Genomic DNA, 16,641 nt, shown 5'->3' on the forward strand with positions numbered 1-16,641 from the left:
AAGGCCGTGCTTGCCACGGCCTTGTCGCGCCTGTCCGCGACCTGGCGAATCGCCCAAATTCATGTTGCGCAGCAGCAACATAAATTGTCAGTAATTCTCATATAACGAAATCGCATTTCACAAGGCGGTGACGTTTCGCTATGATTAGGGTTATCCCTAACTCGCCACCTCTATGGGGCTTCGTCATGCAAACGTCCAATGTCTCCGATCGTTCCACCCAATCCGCTGGCTGGCTCGCACGTGTCGGCGAGCTGCTTGCAGAAGCCTGGCAACTCCACCTCGAGAACTGCAAAGTCATCGCCGAAGCACACGCGCGCCTCCCGCGCTGAGCGGAACGACCGGGGCTGCACAGGTTTGAAATGAATGACGGTCCGTCGAGCGGACCGTCATTCGTCATCCGGCATGCTTTCCGCCGCGGCCTGCGCCGGTCTCCCGGCCAGGTTCCCGCGACGGACGGGCGTCAGCCCTTCACCGCATGCTTCGCGGTCGTCGGCCGCGCGTCGTCATCGTCGTCGTGCCGCCGCGTCGCCTGCTGCGTGTCGCCCGGCCGCACCGGGTACGCCTTCGCACCCATCAGCCCCTTCCACAGCACCTTGTTGTATGCGACCGCATCGAGCCGGTCCTCGACTGAGAAGTCCATCCCGCGCGTGACCGCTGCCCAGTAGCGCATCCCGTGCGTCGGCTTCAACGCGGCCGTCTTGATGTCGCCCGCCGGGATCGGCAACTGCGTATTCGCGAGCAGGCCCGACGCGACCGCCTTGTACGTCCACTTCGACTGACTCATGTCGAACACGTCGGTCATCGGCCCTTGCGTCGCGTCGAACAGCCCGAGGTGATCGAGATTCAGCACCTCCGTGATCGTCCGGATCATGTTGACCGTCGTGTAATGCGTGCTGACGACCGCGTTCTGCTTCACGTACGGCCCGATCACGAATGCCGTGCTGCGATGTGCGTCGACGTGGTCCGGTCCGTCTTGCGCATCGTCCTCGACGATGAAGATCAGCGTGTCCGACGCATACGGGCTGTTCGCCAGCGTCTGCGCGACGCGGCCGACCGCATAGTCGTTGTCTGCCATGTCGAGCTCCGGCGTGTTGACGCCGTCCAGCGACGACGCAAAGCTGCCGGTATGGTCATGCGGCAGGCGCAACAACGTCAGCGCGGGCATCTGGCCGTTGCCGACGAACTGGTTGAATTCGCGCTCCCACTCCAGCTCGCGGTACAGGTCCGGATACGCGTTGTCATAACCGCGGAAATACGGATCGGTGCGATCGACGAGCGCAGGCGTCACGCTGTACCCCTGCACCTTGTTGTCGGCGAACGGCGCGCGATCCATCGGAATCGCGTTCGGGCCGCCGTTGCGCGAGATATCCATGAAGAAGCCGTAGTTGCGCACCGTCAGGCCCGCGCGCAACGCGGCGTTCCAGATATAGCCCTGCTGTACGGCGTCGGACGGGCCGTCCGGCGCCGACACGTCTGCCGTGCCGGGCAGCAGGTCGGGATCGGCCGGCGTGAGCGGGTTCGCCGTCGTGCGTTGCGCGCCGGTCAGGCCCACGTCGACGTTTCGGTTCTGGCCTTCCCAGTCGTAAGAGCCGCCGCGCGAGCCGCTGCGCGCCGGGCTGCCGGCATAGTTGACGGGCAGCATCTTCGCGCCGGCGTCGGATTCGCGCGCGCCGGTCGACCACGGCCAGCCGTTGCCGCTCACGTCGCCGGAATCGTGGAAGTTGTCGAGCGTGACGAACGTCTTCGCGAGCGCGTGCATGCTCGGCGTCGTCGCGTCCGGGAACTCGGCCAGCGACGGATCGCCGTTCCCGCGGCCCAGATCGCCGAGGACCTGGTCATACGTGCGGTTCTCCTTGACGATATAGATCACGTGCTTGATCTTCTGTCGCAGCGCGTTCATCGTCGCGACATCGGCCGTGGAGAGCGCGGCATTGAAGCTGTTGTTGTCGGCGACCTGCTTCGTCAGCAGACCGAGCGTCGCGCTGTCCGGCGCGGGCATCCACATGAAGCCGCCCTTGCTCAACTGCTCGATGTACTGGTTCTGCACCAGGTGCACGGGCGAGTTCTTGACCGGGCACGGCACGGTCCGGCCGCTGTCCTTGCAGTTGCCCGGATTCGGCCCTGGCATGTTCTTCGTGTAGACCACATAGAGCGCGTTGTTCGCGCCGACCGCGACATCGGACGGATACCATCCGGTCGGAATCAGTCCGGTGACTTTCGCCGTATCGCCGGACAGCGATACGACCGCGACGTCGTTGGTGCCGCGATTGGTCACGTACAGTGCGGTTTCGTCCGGCGACAGCGCGAGCCCGTTCGGCGACGCGCCGCGATACTGCATTTCCGTGACGAGCCCCGCAGGCGCAACCGTCGACACGCTCGACACGACCTTGTTCGATGCCGTATCGATCACCGACACGATGTCGGCGTTGTCTGACGCGACGTAGAGGCGCGTCTGCGCCCGGTTCAGCACCATCTTGTTCGGGTTGCCCTTGACCGGAATACGCGTGACGACCTGCGGTGCATTGGTCGAGATATCGACGACGACGACCTCCCGATCGCGTTCGCTCGACACGTAGGCCGTCTTGTTGCCGACGATGCGCACCGCGTTCGGATATTCGCCGCCCGGCGTGCCCGACGCGCCACCGCTCTTGCCCGGGCGGAGATCGCGTTCGGCGAGCACGGCGCCCGCGGCGAGATCGACCAGCGTGACGCTGTCGTGATAGCGGTTCGCGACGACCGCGCGCTTGCCGTCCGCCGTCACGTCGACGCCGGTCGCGAGCGGCGAGCTGCCGAGGCCGTTGCCGCCCTTGTGATTCAGCGCGATCGGCGCGCCGGCTTCGCCCCACACGCCCTGCGACAACGCGAACACGTGCAGGTTGTCGTCGCCGCCGCCGGTCACGTAGAAATGCTGGCCGTCCGCCGCGAAAGCAATGCCGACGTAGGTGTCCGCCACCGGCAGCACCTGCTTCTTCACCGGCGTGCCGCCCGACACGTCGAACACGAACACATACTCGTTCGAATCGGCATTGATCAGCTTGCCGCCCGCGTCCAGCCTGTTGTTGTAGCCGCTCGTCAGCACCAGCAGCGTCTTGCGGTCCGGACTGAGCGCCTCCGACACCGGCTGGCCGGCGATCAGGTCCGGCACATCCTGCAGCCCCGGATTCAGCGCGACGAGCGTCGTGCCGGGCGCGGCCGCCGGCGTGATGCGCTGTCCGGTCGACAGCAGCGTCGATGTCGTGTCGCCGAGCGTCGCGGTCGTGTTCACGGAATCGCTGTTGCACGCGGTCAATGTCGCGGCAACCGCTCCGGCTAGGACGAGAATCTTGTACACGGATGCTCCTGTTCGTCGATGAGAACGTTTTCACTGGCCCGCCGTAACGGGCAGTAATAATTCGTAACGAACAGCAGGATAATGACCGCGAATGAACCACCGGTGACGCCAACCTTGCCGAAGGCATTTCAAGTTCTTTCGTTTTGCTTTCCGTCACGACTCGGTGCGAGCGCAGGACCGTGCGCATTGCGCGTCGACGACGGGCGGGCACACCGATCGCGGGCGACCGACAACACGCGCAGTGTCGCGCGCGCAGCGCCCCACGCCCCGAACGTTCACACCTGGATCGAAGGCACATCCTTCATGCAGCGCAGCGCGAACATCGAGCGGCTGTGACGGATGCTCGAGATCCTGTACAGCTTTTCGCGCAGGAAACGCTCGTAGCCGGCCGTGCCGTCCACCGCGACCTTGATCCAGTAGTCGTACTCGCCCGATACCAGATACGCCTCGAGCACTTCCGGCAGCGCCGCCAGTTCGGCGCCGAAACGCGCAAGCGCATCGTCTTCGTGGCGATCGAGCGTGACTTCGAGGATCACGATGTCCGCGTAGCCGAGCATGCGCTGGTTGACCAGCGCAACGTAACCGTCGATGTAGCCGTCGACTTCGAGCTGCCGCGTGCGGTTCCAGCACGCGGTCGTCGACATGCCGATCTGTTCGGCCAGTTCGGCGTTCGACAGCCGCGCATTTTTTTGCAATGCGCCAAGGATCTTGCGGTCCTGATTGTCGAGCGTTTTCGGCGTGCGTTCGCGGATAGCCATGATGAGAAGAATCTTCTACTGAAAATCGGCATTCTATCTGAACAGGATTCTGGTTTCAGGCCCGTTTTGCCGGAAAACAGGAAGCCTTTTAACCGGCTCGCTTGATACATTTTCACCATGCCTGTTGCCCGGCACGCTCCCCGCGACAACCCCTTCGCACCGGGACGCACGGCCGCAATCACGAGTTGCGGTGCCGGACAAGCAGGCATGCGATTCCCCGCCGCCCGCACGCCTATCCGACCGCGTGCGGAGCCGGTGCCTGCATCCCCGTTCCTGCCCTTCCCGCCATGTCGTTCAGGCTTTATCTGTCGTTCCTCGCTGCTTCCGTCGTTCTCATCTACGCGCCCGGCCCCGTCAACCTGCTCACGATGAACCAGGCGTTACGCGCCGGCTGGCGTCGCGCGCTGCCGTGCGTGTGGGGCGGCACGCTCGCCGTGCTGCTGCAACTCGCGCTGACCGCGCTGTGCCTGAATTCGCTGGTCCACGTCAACGAACACGCGCTGACCGTGCTGCGCTGGGCCGGCGCCGCGTATCTCGTGTGGCTCGGCGGCAAGCAATGGCTCAACCGCGCACCGGCCGGCGCGCCCGCCGCATCGTCCGAAGCCGCGGCGGCGAGCGCCGCACCGGACACCGACACCGGGCGCGCGCTGTTCTGGCGCGGCGTCGCGACGTCGGGCCTGAATCCGAAGACGCTGCTGTTCTTTCCGTCGTTCTTTCCGCAGTTCATCAGCCCGAATGCCGACTGGAGCCTGAATCTTCAATTCCTGCTGCTCGCCGCGACGTTCGCGCTACTGTTCGCGGGCGGCGTCGCATCGATGGCGCTGTTCTCGCACCGGCTGAGCCGCGCGTTGCAGCGGCCCGCACGGATGCGCGCGATGAACCGCGTGACGGGCGGGCTTCTCGTCGGGATGGGCGCGATCATGGTCGGCTGGAACTGAACGACCGGGTGCGCGCTTCGTCGTGACCATCGACAAGTCGGCGATCTCGCACCTGCTGTTCGGCACGGCCGATGCCGCCCGACCCTGTGACCCAGGGCGGCAGCCGTACGGCCGGTACAATCGCGCGATGTCCGAATTGCTCACTTACGGCGGCCTGTTCGCCGTGTCGATGGTCGCCGCGACCCTGTTGCCGCTCCAGTCCGAAGCCGTGCTCGCCGGCCTGCTGCTCGCCGGGCGCGAACCCGTGTGGGCGCTCGTGCTCGTCGCGAGCATCGGCAACGTCGCCGGTTCCGTGATCAACTGGGCGCTCGGGCGCGGCATCGAGCATTTCCGCGACCGCCGCTGGTTTCCGGTCAAGCCGTCCGCGCTCGCGCGCGCCGAACGCTGGTATGCGCGCTACGGCCGCTGGTCGCTGCTGCTGAGCTGGGCGCCGGTGATCGGCGATCCGCTGACGATGATCGCCGGCGTGCTGCGCGAGCCGCTGCCGACGTTTCTCGCGATCGTCACGATCGCGAAGGTGGGCCGCTATCTGGCGGTCGCGTGGCTCGTCGTGCATTGAGCCGCGCGACGCGCCACGCGTCTCTTATTTCTTGTCGCCCGCGAGGTCGATCGCCTTGTCCGATCCGACCGCATTGCGCAACTGGAACTTCTGGATCTTGCCGGTCGATGTTTTCGGCAGCTCGCCGAAGCGCACGGCCTTCGGCACCTTGAAGCCCGCGAGCAGTTGCCGGCAGTGCGCGACGATCTCCTCCTCGGTCGCGCTCGTGCCTTCGCGCAGTTCGACGAACGCGCACGGCACCTCGCCCCATTTCGGGTCGGGCATCGCAACGACGGCCGCGACCGCGACGGCCGGATGCCGGTACAGCGCATCCTCGACCTCGATGCTCGAGATGTTCTCGCCGCCCGAGATGATGATGTCCTTGCGGCGGTCCTTGATGCGGATATAGCCGTCCGGCGTCAGCACGCCGAGATCGCCCGTATGGAACCAGCCGCCGTGGAACGCCTCGTCGGTCGCCTTCGGGTTCTTCAGGTAACCCTTCATGCAGATGTTGCCGCGGAACATGATCTCGCCGAGCGTCTCGCCGTCGGCCGGCACCGGCGCCATCGTGTCGGGATCGAGCACCGTCGCGCCCGCTTCCAGGTGGTAGCGCACGCCCTGGCGCGCATTGAGCCGCGCACGTTCTTCATCGGGCAACGCTTCCCAGTGCGACTGCTTCGCGCACACGGTTGCAGGGCCGTAGACCTCGGTCAACCCGTACACGTGCAGCAGGTCGAAGCCGATCTCCTTCATCTTCGCGATCACGGCCGGCGCGGGTGCCGCGCCCGCGACCATCGCGTGCACCGTGTGGTCGATCCCTTCGCGGAATTCGGCCGGCGCGTTCGCGATCGCGCTCTGCACGATCGGCGCGCCGCAATAGTGCGTGATGCGCTCGCGGCGGATCAGGTCGAACACGGTCTTCGCGTCGAACTTGCGCAGGCACACGTTTACGCCCGCGCGCGCCGCGACGGCCCACGGGAAGCACCAGCCGTTGCAGTGGAACATCGGCAGCGTCCACAGATACACCGCGTGCTTCGGCATGTCCCATTCGAGGAGGTTGCTGATCGCCGCGAGATACGCGCCGCGATGGTGATAGACGACGCCCTTCGGGTCGCCGGTCGTGCCCGACGTGTAGTTCAGCGCGATCGCGTCCCATTCGTCGGCGGGCGGCGTCCATGCGTAGTCGGCGTCGCCGCCGGCGACGAATGCTTCATAGTCGGTCGCGCCCGTGAAACGGTCGGGATCGGCCGGCATCGCGTCGGCGACGCTGACGATCTTCAGGCCCGGCACCTCGAGCGCCGCGCGATGCGCGAGCTCCGCGTATTCGGTGTCGACGATCAGCACCTTCGCCTCGCCGTGACGCAGCATGAACAGCACCGACGGCACGTCGAGCCGCGTGTTGATCGTGTTGAGCACGGCGCCGGCCATCGGCACGCCGAAGTGCGCCTCGACCATCGCCGGAATGTTCGGCAGCATCGCCGCGACCGTGTCGCCGCGCTCGACGCCGGCCTGCGCGAGCGCGCTCGCCAGTTGCTTCGCGCGCGTATGGGTCTCGCCCCACGTGCGCCGCACGTCGCCGTGCACGATCGCGAGGCGCTCGCCATAGACTTCGGCCGTCCGGACCAGGAAGTCGATCGGGGTGAGCGGTACGTAATTGGCATCGCGGCGGCCGAGCCCGGCCTCGAACATCTGCGTCATGATCCTGTCTCCCGTGTTCTGTCGACCGGTGTGCATGCACCCCGAATCGTTTTGATGTGGTTCAATTGCCGACAGCCTAACGGGCGTTATTGTGAGCCGTCTGTCATCGAAACGACAGAGTGCCTTTCGAGTGCCGCGCGTTATCCCTATCCTCGCAAACCCGCACCCATGCACGACCACCTCGTTGCGCCGCCCGACGCGACCGCCCGCCCGGCCGACGCGCTTCCCGAACCGGGCCCGCTGCCGGCGCTGTCGACGCTGTTCGGCCAGTGCGCGTGGTTCCGCACGCTCGCGCCCGAACACCAGGCGCTGGTGCTCGCGCAGTCGCGCGTCGAGCAGTGCGAGGCCGGCGACGTGATCGCGCACCGGCTCGCGCCGTCCGAATACTGGATCGGCGTGCATCGCGGGCTGCTGAAGCTTGCGATCTTCAACGCGTCGGGGCGCGGCTGCACGTTTTCCGGCGTGCCGTCGGGCGGCTGGTTCGGCGAAGGCAGCGTGATCAAGCGCGAGCTGCGCAAGTACGAGGTCGTCGCGATCCAGCGCTCGACCGTGCTGTTCGTGCCGGCCGACACGTTCCATGCGCTGCTCGACACGAGCCTGCCGTTTACGCGTTTCGTGATCCACCAGTTGAACAACCGGATGGGCGAATTCATCGCGTCGATCCAGAACAGCCGGCTGCTCGACGTCGATGCGCGCGTCGCACAGGCGCTCGCGCAGCTCTTCAACCCCGACCTGTATCCGGACACCGGCCCGTCGCTGTCGATCTCGCAGGAGGAACTGGGCATGCTCGTCGGCGTATCGCGGCAGCGGATCAACCAGGCGCTGCAGCAACTCGAGAAACTCGGCGCGCTGCGGCTCGCGTACAACCAGATCGAGGTCGTCGATCTGGGGGCGCTCGCGCGCGTCGGGATGGAGCAGATCTGAGCGCGGCGCGATGAGCGAAGCCGTCGCCGGCTCGATGCGCGCATCCGTTGCCGCAACCGTTCGCGGGTCGCAGCATGCGCATGCCTTCCGTCTGCAGAATCGACCGACCGCGACCGCGCCACAACCTGACAGTTCCGCCAGTTTCGCGACAGTAACCCGTTCCACGCCGACGCCTATCATTCGGGTTCCCTTCACCGACGCCTGATCACCGCCTGTCCCGCTGCCTCCATGTGGATTGTCAATCTCGCGCTCAGGCGCCCCTACACGTTCATCGTCATGGCCATCATGATCGTGCTGGCCACCCCGCTTGCGCTGATGCGCACGCCGGTCGACGTGCTGCCCGCGATCAACATCCCCGTGATCAGCGTGATCTGGAATTACAGCGGCTTCTCCGCGACGGAGATGACGAACCGCATCACGGCCGTCCATGAACGGATCCTGACGACGACCGTCAACAACATCCAGCATGTCGAGTCGACGTCGCTGCCCGGCATCGCGGTCGTGAAGGTGTTCCTGCAGCCCGGCGCGAACGTGCAGACAGCGATCGCGCAGACGGTCTCGTCCGCGCAGGCGATCGTGCGGCAGATGCCGCAGGGCGCGACGCCGCCGCTCGTGATCACCTATTCGGCGTCGAGCATCCCGGTGATCCAGCTCGGGCTGTCGAGCAAGACGCTCAGCGAACAGTCGCTCGCCGACATCGCGCTCAACTTCCTGCGCCCGCAGTTGATCACGGTTCCGGGCGTGCAGATCCCGTTCCCGTACGGCGGCCGCACGCGCGTGGTCGCGATCGACATCGACCCGCAGGCGCTGCTCGCGAAGGGGCTCACGCCGGCGGACATCGTCAACGCGGTCAACGCGCAGAACCTCGTGCTGCCGACCGGCACCGCGAAGATGGGCCAGACCGAGTACCGGATCGACACCAACGCGTCGGCCGACACGATCGCGGACATCAGCCGCCTGCCGATCCAGACCGTCGGCGGCGCGACGACCTACCTGAACGAGGTTGCGGCGGTGCGCGACGGCTTCGCGCCGCAGACCAACGTGGTGCGCCAGAACGGCCAGCGTGGCGTGCTCGTGTCGATCCTGAAAAGCGGCGACGCGTCGACGCTCAAGGTCGTGTCGGACCTGAAGGCGCTGTTGCCGAAGGTGATTCCGACACTCCCCGAAGGGCTCGCGATCACGGCGCTGTTCGACCAGTCGGTGTTCGTCAATGCGGCCGTGCAGGGCGTGATCCACGAGGCGCTGATCGCCGCCGTGCTGACCGCGATGATGATCCTGCTGTTCCTCGGAAACTGGCGCAGCACGCTGATCATCGCGATCTCGATTCCGCTGTCGATCTTCACGTCGCTGATCGCGCTGTCGGCGCTCGGCGAGACCATCAACATCATGACGCTCGGCGGGCTCGCGCTCGCGGTCGGGATCCTGGTCGACGACGCGACCGTCACGATCGAGAACATCGAGCGGCACCTGCATCTCGGCACGCGCCGGGCCGCCCCAAGCGTGCCGAGCGGCCCCCTCGGGGGGCAGCGACCGGAGGGAGCGCGGGGGTCGTCGTTCGGCACGGACCTGCACGAGGCAATCCTCGAAGGCGCCGGCGAGATCGCGGTGCCCGCGTTCGTGTCGACGCTGTGCATCTGCATCGTGTTCGTGCCGATGTTCTTCCTGACGGGCGTCGCGCGCTACCTGTTCGGGCCGCTCGCGGAAGCCGTCGTGTTCGCGATGCTCGCGTCGTACGTGCTGTCGCGCACGCTCGTGCCGACGCTCGCGATGCTGCTGTTCCGCCCGCAGCAGGCGAGCACCGGCCCCGATCATGCGACGTCGCGTTTCGCACGCGTGCATCATGCGTTCAACAACGCGTTCGAGGGGCTGCGCGCGTGGTACCTCGTGCTGCTCAGCATGCTGCTCGTGCGCCGCCGCTTCTACGCGATGTGCTTCCTCGGCTTCTGCGTGGTGTCGACGGGCCTCGTGTTCGCGCTCGGCCGCGACTTCTTCCCGAATGCCGATTCCGGCAACATCCGGCTGCACATGCGCGCGCCGACCGGCTACCGGATCGAGGAAACCGCGCGCCTCGCCGACCAGGTCGAGCGCGTGATCCGCGAAGCCGTGCCGCCCGACGAGCTCGGCGCGATCGTCGACAACCTCGGCCTGCCCGTGAGCGGCATCAACCTGTCGTACAGCAATGCCGGCACGATCGGCACGCTCGACGGCGAACTGCTGATCGCGCTGAAGCCCGGCCACCGGGCGACCCGGCATTACGTGCAGACGCTGCGCAAGCTGCTGCCCGAGCGCTTCCCGGGCGTCGAGTTCTTCTTCCAGCCGTCGGACATCATCACGCAGATCCTCAACTTCGGTCAGCCGGCCGCGATCGACGTGCAGGTGCTCGGCAACGATCTCGCGAGTAACATGACAATCGCGAGCAACCTGATGAAAAAGGTCAGGCAAATCCCCGGCGCCGTCGACGTGCACGTGCTGCAACGCAACGACGAGCCGACCCTGCTGGCCGACATGGATCGTACGCGCATGCAGCAGCTCAATCTCTCCGCGCAGAACGTCGCGCAGAACATGCTGATCTCGCTGTCCGGCAGTTCGCAGACGACGCCGTCGTTCTGGATCAACCCGCGTACCGGCGTCCAGTACCCGCTGCAGATCCAGACCCCGCAATACGACATCTCGTCGGTCGACGACCTGCTCGGCACGCCGATTTCGGCGAGCGGCCGCACGGGCATGCCGCTGCAACTGCTCGGCAACCTCGTGCAGGTGCGCACCGCCGCGAACCCGGCCGTGATCACGCACTACAACATCCGCCCGGCGATCGACCTGTACGTGAGCGTCGAGGGCCGCGACCTCGGCTCGGTCGCGGGCGAGATCGAGCGCATCGTGTCCGACATGCGCGCGAGCCTGCCGCGCGGCACCGACCTGACGATGCGCGGCCAGATCGAGACGATGCGCACGTCGTATATCGGCCTCGGCGCGGGTGTCGCGATGGCGATCGTGCTCGTCTACCTGCTGATCGTCGTCAATTTCCAGTCGTGGCTCGACCCGCTGATCATCATCAGCGCGATGCCGGCCGCGCTCGCCGGCATCGCGTGGATGCTGTTCATCACCGGCACGCACCTGAGCGTGCCCGCGCTGACCGGCGCGATCATGACGGTGGGCGTCGCGACCGCGAACAGCATTCTCGTCGTGTCGTTCGCGCGCCAGCGCCTCGCGGCCGGCGCGCCGCCGCTCACGGCCGCGCTGGAGGCCGGCGCGACGCGGATCCGGCCGGTGCTGATGACGGCGCTCGCGATGATCATCGGGATGGTGCCGATGGCGCTCGGTCTCGGCGAAGGCGCCGAGCAGAACGCGCCGCTCGGCCGCGCGGTGATCGGCGGGCTGCTGTTCGCGACCGTTTCGACTTTGCTGTTCGTGCCGCTCGTGTTCGGCGGCGTGCATTCGCGGCTGGCCCGCCGGCGCGCGCGCCAGGCCGGACACTGACCTTCGCCTATAGACCCGGTTAATTCATGGAAGAGAAACATCACAGCTCCGTCGGCATCCAGGTGGACGAACACGGCATGCACCTGCCGACGCGCACGTCGGTGTCGCGGCGCGGGCGAATCGTACTGGTCGTGATCGTCGTGCTGCTGGCCGCGGGCGCCGCGCGCACGATCGTCGTCAACGTGCTGAACCGCAACCGGCTCGACGCGATCGCCGAGCAGAACACGCGCCAGTACGTGAACGTCGTGCGCCCGGTCGACGCGGCCACCGGCGGCAAGCTGACGCTGCCCGGCACGCTGCGCGGCTTCGTCGAGGCGCCGATCTACGCGCGCGCGAGCGGCTATGTGCTGCGCTGGCAGGCCGACATCGGCGCGCACGTGAAGCAGGGGCAAGTGCTCGCCGAACTCGACACGCCCGAGCTGAACCAGGAGCTCGCACAGGCCACCGCGCAACGGCAGCAGGCGCAGGCGGCGCTCGCGCTCGCGAAGACGTCGTTCGACCGCGCGCAGCAGTTGCGCCAGCGCGATGCCGTGTCGCAGCAGGAACTCGACGACCGCCAGGGCGCATTCAACCAGGGCACCGCGAACCTCGCCGCGGCCGATGCGAACATGCGCCGGCTCACCGAACTGAAGGGCTTCCAGCGGATCGTCGCGCCGATCGACGGGATCGTCACGCAGCGCAACGTCGACGTCGGCGATCTCGTCGGCTCCGGCAACGCGGGCCGCTCGCTGTTCACCGTCGTGCAGGCCGACCGGCTGCGCCTCTACGTACAGGTGCCGCAGGCGTACGCGCAGCAGGTGAAGGTCGGCCAGCACGTGAGCGTCACGCAGGCCGAGCTGCCGGGCCGGACCTTCGACGGCACGATCACGCGCACGTCCGAAGCGATCGATGTCGCGACGCGCTCGCTGCAGATCGAGATCACGCTGCCGAACCCGGATGCACGGCTGCTGCCCGGCGCGTACGTGCAGGCGACGCTGCCGATGACACCGGTCGGCCGCCTGCAGATCCCCGCCAATACGCTGCTGTTCCGCGCCGAAGGCCCGACGGTCGCGACCGTCGACGCGAACGGCCAGGTCCGCCTGAAACCGGTGACGGTCGTGCGCACGATCGGGCAGACGCTCGAAGTCGACGGGCCGCTCACGCCGAACGACCGCCTCGTCGCGAACCCGAGCGACGCGCTCGCGAACGGCGACCCGGTCGTCGTGTCGACGCCGGCGGCAAAACCCGCATCGGCCGCCGCGGGAGCGAAGTCGTGATCGCGACGCGCGCCCGCGTGCGGCCCGCTGCGCTCGTCGCCGTCGTGGCGGCAGCCGCCGTCGCCGGCTGCACGGTCGGCCCCGACTACCGGCGCCCGGCCGTCGATACGCCGGCCGCATGGCGACTCGACCCGGCCGACGCGTACTGGCACCCGGCCGCGCCGGCCCGTGCGCCGCTCGATCCGGCGTGGTGGACCGCGTTCGGCGATCCGCAGCTCGATGCGCTCGAAACCGACGCGCTGCGCAACAACCAGAACCTGAAGGTCGTCGCCGCGCGCTACGACCAGGCGAAGGCAACGCTCGCATCGGTCGCGTCCGCGCAGTATCCGGCCGTCGGCCTGAACGCGAGCGGCCAGCGCTTCAAGATCTCCGCCGACCGGCCGCGGACCAACTACGCGACGCAAAACGCATCGACGGTGCAGAACGACATCCAGGTCGGTGCGAGCGTCAGCTACGAACTCGACCTGTTCGGCCGCGTGCGGCGCAGCGTCGAATCCGCGCAGGCGAGCACCGAGCAGGCGCACGACGATTTCGCGAACGCGCGCCTCGTGCTGACCGCCGATCTCGCATCGAGCTATTTCGCGCTGCGCGAACTCGACACCGAGATCGACGTCGTCAAGCGCTCGATCGACCTGCAGCAAAAGGCGCTCGACTACGTGAACGCGCGCCACGAACTCGGCGCGGTATCGGGCCTCGACCTGCTGCAGCAGCGCGCACAGCTCGACGCGACGCGCACGCAGTTGCAGTTGCTGATCCAGCAGCGCACGCAGGTCGAAACCGCGATCGCGACGCTGGTCGGCACGCCGGCCCCCGAGTTCTCGCTGCCGCCGCGCGTGGTGCCGATCAACGCGCCCGCGCTGCCGACCGGCATGCCGAGCGACCTGCTGCAGCGGCGCCCCGACGTCGCGTCGGCCGAGCGCGCGATGGCCGCCGCGAACGCGCAGATCGGCGTCGCGCGCGCCGCGTATTTCCCGCGCATCACGCTGTCGCCGGACATCGGCTGGGATGCGACGCGCTTCGCGGGCCTGTTCACCGTGCCGGCGCTGCTGTGGTCGGTCGGCGCGTCGGTCAGCCAGCCGCTGTTCGAAGGCGGCAAGCTGAAGGCCGGCGTCGATTTCGCGCAGGCCGGTTATGCCGCCGCGCAGGCCAGCTACCGGCAGACCGTGCTCACTGCATTCCAGGAGGTGCAAAATGCGGTGACGGGCCTGTCGGTGCTGGCCGACGCCGCGCAGCAGGCATCGGCGGCCGTCGACGATGCGCGCAAGCTCGTGTCGCTCGCGCAGGATCGCTACGCGGGCGGCCTGACACCATTCATCGACGTACTGACGGCCCAGCAGCAACTGCTGACGAGCGAGCGCCAGGCCGTGCAGATCCAGGGCCAGCGCGCGACGCTCGTCGTCTTTCTCGCGAAGGCGCTCGGCGGCGGCTGGGACGGCGGCGCGACGAACGGCCCCGCGCCGTCCGACGTCGCGGCGGCCGGTCCGCAGCGCACCGCGGGCGTCGACCCTTAACCCGATTAGGCGGACAACCAACATGAAAGTCCTGATCGTCGAAGACGAACCGAAAGTCGTCGAATACCTGAAGAGCGGCCTGACCGAGGAAGGCTGGGTCGTCGACACCGCGCTCGACGGCGAAGACGGCGCGTGGAAGGCCGTCGAATTCGACTACGACGTGGTCGTGCTCGACGTGATGCTGCCGAAGCTCGACGGCTTCGGCGTGCTGCGCGCGTTGCGCGCGCAGAAGCAGACGCCCGTCATCATGCTGACCGCGCGCGACCGCGTCGACGACCGCGTGCGCGGGCTGCGCGGCGGCGCCGACGACTACCTGACCAAGCCCTTCTCGTTCCTCGAACTGATCGAACGGCTGCGCGCGCTGACGCGCCGCGCGCGCGTGCAGGAATCGACGCTGATCTCGATCGGCGACCTGCGCGTCGACCTGATCGGCCGCCGCGCGACCCGCGACGGCACGCGCCTCGACCTGACCGCGCAGGAATTCCAGTTGCTCGGCGTGCTCGCGCGGCGCAGCGGCGAGGTGCTGTCGAAGACGACGATCGCCGAACTCGTGTGGGACGTGAACTTCGACAGCAACGCGAACGTCGTCGAGACGGCGATCAAGCGCCTGCGCGCGAAACTCGACGGCCCGTTCGCGGACAAGCTGCTGCACACGATCCGCGGGATGGGCTACGTGCTCGAGGCGCGCGAGGACGGCGACACCGAGAGGCACGCTTGATGAAACGCTCGATCGTCCTGCGGCTCTCGGCGATGTTCGGCATCGTGTCGCTGCTCGTGTTCACGCTGGTCGGCTGCGGGCTGTTCGTGATGATGGAACGCCAGCTCTTCGCGGAACTGCGCGCGACGCTCGATACGCGCACCAAGGTCGCCGAGATGATCGTGTCGCATGCGACGACGGCCGCGCGCGGTCGCCTGATGCAGGAAAAACTCGCCGATCTCGTCCCGCCCGACGGCTCGACGCGCTATCAGGTCGACAGCACGAACCCGGCATTCCGCTTCGGAACGCCGGTAAACGGCGTGCCCGTCGATCCGCCATTCGGCGCGTTCCAGCGCTATGCGCTGAACGACAGCAGCTACGACGTGATGACGAAGACCGTCACCGTGGCCGGCAGCGGCGAGCGCCCGGCGCTGAAGCTGATCGTCGCCAGCTCGTGCGAGCGCACGCAACGGATGCTCCGCCGCTTCGGCTTGACGCTCGCCGCGCTGATCGCGACGGCGACCGTCATCACGCTGCTGCTGAGCCGCGCGGTCGCGCGCTTCGGGCTCGCGCCGCTCGACCGGCTGTCGCAGGACGCGTCGGCGATCAGCCTCGCGAACCGCCGCCAGCGGCTGCAGACCGACGCGCTGCCGGCCGAGCTGCGCGATCTCGCTACCTCGTTCAACGGCGCGCTCGAACGCATCCAGCAAACCTACGCGCGGCTCGAAGCGTTCAACGCCGACGTCGCGCACGAGCTGCGCACGCCGGTCAGCATCCTGATCGGCCAGACCCAGGTCGCGCTGACGAGCCGCGACCGCTCGGTCGACCGGATGCGCCAGACGCTGCAGTCGAACCTCGAGGAATTCGAACGGCTGCGCGTGATCATCAACGACATGCTGTTCCTGTCACGCAGCGATCGCGGCGAACGCGCGACCGACCTGAAGGACGTGTCGCTCGCCGACGAGGTGCGGCGCATGCTCGACTTCCTCGAAATCCCGCTCGACGAAGCGCAACTGCGCGCCGAACTGCACGGCGATGCGCGCGCGGCCGTCGATCCGTCGCTGTTCCGCCGCGCGATGACGAACCTGCTGATCAACGCGATCCAGCATTCGGCGCCCGGCGCGACGGTGAACGTGACGATCACGCGCCGCGACACGCTCGTCGACATGGCCGTCTCGAACCCCGGCGAGCCGATCGATCCCGTGCAGCGTTCGCACGTGTTCGAACGCTTCTACCGGCTCGAGGAAGCGCGCGCGAACAGCAAGGAAAACCACGGCCTCGGCCTGTCGATCGTCAAGGCCGTGGCCGAGATGCACGGCGGCAGCGTGTTCGTCGCGTGTTCGGGCGGCGTCAATACGTTCGGCTTCTCGGTGTCGACGCAACCCTGCGCGGGCGGCCCGCTGCGCCCGGGCGATGCCGCCGGCGCGGCCGATCCGCACGCGACGCAGCCGGCGCACGCGCCGCGCGCGTTGCACTGACGGCGGCCGCGCGCCGCCGAGGGCAGTTTTCTTCA

11 protein-coding genes are annotated in these 16,641 nt (G+C 67.5%); 8 read left to right on the forward strand and 3 right to left on the reverse strand.

Translation table 11 applies throughout. The features are described 5' to 3' along the window. Positions 1-460: 460 nt before the first annotated feature. The gene (locus JYG32_RS21220) at positions 461-3,331 is read right to left on the reverse strand and encodes an alkaline phosphatase family protein (protein WP_213266850.1); all 2,871 of its coding nucleotides are present in this window, start codon (positions 3,329-3,331) and stop codon (positions 461-463) included. 275 nt (positions 3,332-3,606) lie between these two features. Then, positions 3,607-4,089 carry an Lrp/AsnC family transcriptional regulator gene (locus tag JYG32_RS21225; protein ID WP_213266851.1) on the reverse strand — a complete coding sequence of 161 codons (483 nt, stop codon included), beginning with the start codon at positions 4,087-4,089 and terminating at the stop codon, positions 3,607-3,609. Between the two features lie 287 nt (positions 4,090-4,376). Between JYG32_RS21225 and JYG32_RS21230 the strand changes: the two genes are divergently transcribed. Both JYG32_RS21230 and JYG32_RS21235 read left to right on the forward strand, forming a co-directional pair. Then, on the forward strand, positions 4,377-5,027 hold the full coding sequence (locus tag JYG32_RS21230) for a LysE family translocator (protein WP_213266852.1): 651 nt from the start codon (positions 4,377-4,379) through the stop codon (positions 5,025-5,027). A gap of 127 nt (positions 5,028-5,154) precedes the next feature. Continuing rightward, entirely contained in the window at positions 5,155-5,586 is a 432-nt protein-coding gene (locus JYG32_RS21235) for a YqaA family protein (RefSeq protein WP_174383951.1), read from the forward strand. Between the two features lie 24 nt (positions 5,587-5,610). On the opposite strand, the gene JYG32_RS21240 is transcribed toward JYG32_RS21235, so the two are convergent. Continuing rightward, the gene (locus JYG32_RS21240) at positions 5,611-7,263 is read right to left on the reverse strand and encodes an acyl-CoA synthetase (RefSeq protein WP_213266853.1); all 1,653 of its coding nucleotides are present in this window, start codon (positions 7,261-7,263) and stop codon (positions 5,611-5,613) included. A 168-nt stretch (positions 7,264-7,431) separates the two neighbouring features. Between JYG32_RS21240 and JYG32_RS21245 the strand changes: the two genes are divergently transcribed. From JYG32_RS21245 to JYG32_RS21270, 6 genes are all read left to right on the forward strand, one after another. Then, complete coding sequence (locus tag JYG32_RS21245) at positions 7,432-8,187, forward strand: Crp/Fnr family transcriptional regulator (protein ID WP_213266854.1); 756 nt, start codon at positions 7,432-7,434, stop codon at positions 8,185-8,187. Positions 8,188-8,415: 228 nt separating this feature from the next. Then, the gene (locus tag JYG32_RS21250; RefSeq protein ID WP_213266855.1) at positions 8,416-11,664 is read left to right on the forward strand and encodes an efflux RND transporter permease subunit; all 3,249 of its coding nucleotides are present in this window, start codon (positions 8,416-8,418) and stop codon (positions 11,662-11,664) included. 26 nt (positions 11,665-11,690) lie between these two features. Beyond that, positions 11,691-12,920 (forward strand): efflux RND transporter periplasmic adaptor subunit, encoded by a 1,230-nt coding sequence (locus JYG32_RS21255; protein WP_213266856.1) that lies wholly within the window; start codon positions 11,691-11,693, stop codon positions 12,918-12,920. Next, positions 12,917-14,431 carry an efflux transporter outer membrane subunit gene (locus tag JYG32_RS21260; RefSeq protein ID WP_213266857.1) on the forward strand — a complete coding sequence of 505 codons (1,515 nt, stop codon included), beginning with the start codon at positions 12,917-12,919 and terminating at the stop codon, positions 14,429-14,431. Before JYG32_RS21255 ends, JYG32_RS21260 begins: the two co-directional genes overlap by 4 nt. 22 nt (positions 14,432-14,453) lie before the next feature. Next, the gene (locus JYG32_RS21265; protein WP_174382823.1) at positions 14,454-15,149 is read left to right on the forward strand and encodes a heavy metal response regulator transcription factor; all 696 of its coding nucleotides are present in this window, start codon (positions 14,454-14,456) and stop codon (positions 15,147-15,149) included. Beyond that, positions 15,149-16,606 carry a heavy metal sensor histidine kinase gene (locus tag JYG32_RS21270; protein ID WP_213266858.1) on the forward strand — a complete coding sequence of 486 codons (1,458 nt, stop codon included), beginning with the start codon at positions 15,149-15,151 and terminating at the stop codon, positions 16,604-16,606. The genes JYG32_RS21265 and JYG32_RS21270 overlap by 1 nt, the downstream gene beginning before the upstream one ends. Positions 16,607-16,641: the final 35 nt, after the last annotated feature.

The organism is Burkholderia pyrrocinia (assembly GCF_018417535.1).
Taxonomy (GTDB): Bacteria; Pseudomonadota; Gammaproteobacteria; order Burkholderiales; family Burkholderiaceae; genus Burkholderia; species Burkholderia pyrrocinia_E.

Bases quoted from the DNA above. Each gene is read 5' to 3' on its own strand.
- JYG32_RS21225 (WP_213266851.1), bottom strand. From the start codon at position 4,089: ATGGCTATCCGCGAACGCACGCCGAAAACGCTCGACAATCAGGACCGC.
- JYG32_RS21230 (WP_213266852.1), top strand. From the start codon at position 4,377: ATGTCGTTCAGGCTTTATCTGTCGTTCCTCGCTGCTTCCGTCGTTCTC.
- JYG32_RS21235 (WP_174383951.1), top strand. From the start codon at position 5,155: ATGTCCGAATTGCTCACTTACGGCGGCCTGTTCGCCGTGTCGATGGTC.
- JYG32_RS21240 (WP_213266853.1), bottom strand. From the start codon at position 7,263: ATGACGCAGATGTTCGAGGCCGGGCTCGGCCGCCGCGATGCCAATTAC.
- JYG32_RS21245 (WP_213266854.1), top strand. From the start codon at position 7,432: ATGCACGACCACCTCGTTGCGCCGCCCGACGCGACCGCCCGCCCGGCC.
- JYG32_RS21250 (WP_213266855.1), top strand. From the start codon at position 8,416: ATGTGGATTGTCAATCTCGCGCTCAGGCGCCCCTACACGTTCATCGTC.
- JYG32_RS21255 (WP_213266856.1), top strand. From the start codon at position 11,691: ATGGAAGAGAAACATCACAGCTCCGTCGGCATCCAGGTGGACGAACAC.
- JYG32_RS21265 (WP_174382823.1), top strand. From the start codon at position 14,454: ATGAAAGTCCTGATCGTCGAAGACGAACCGAAAGTCGTCGAATACCTG.
- JYG32_RS21270 (WP_213266858.1), top strand. From the start codon at position 15,149: ATGAAACGCTCGATCGTCCTGCGGCTCTCGGCGATGTTCGGCATCGTG.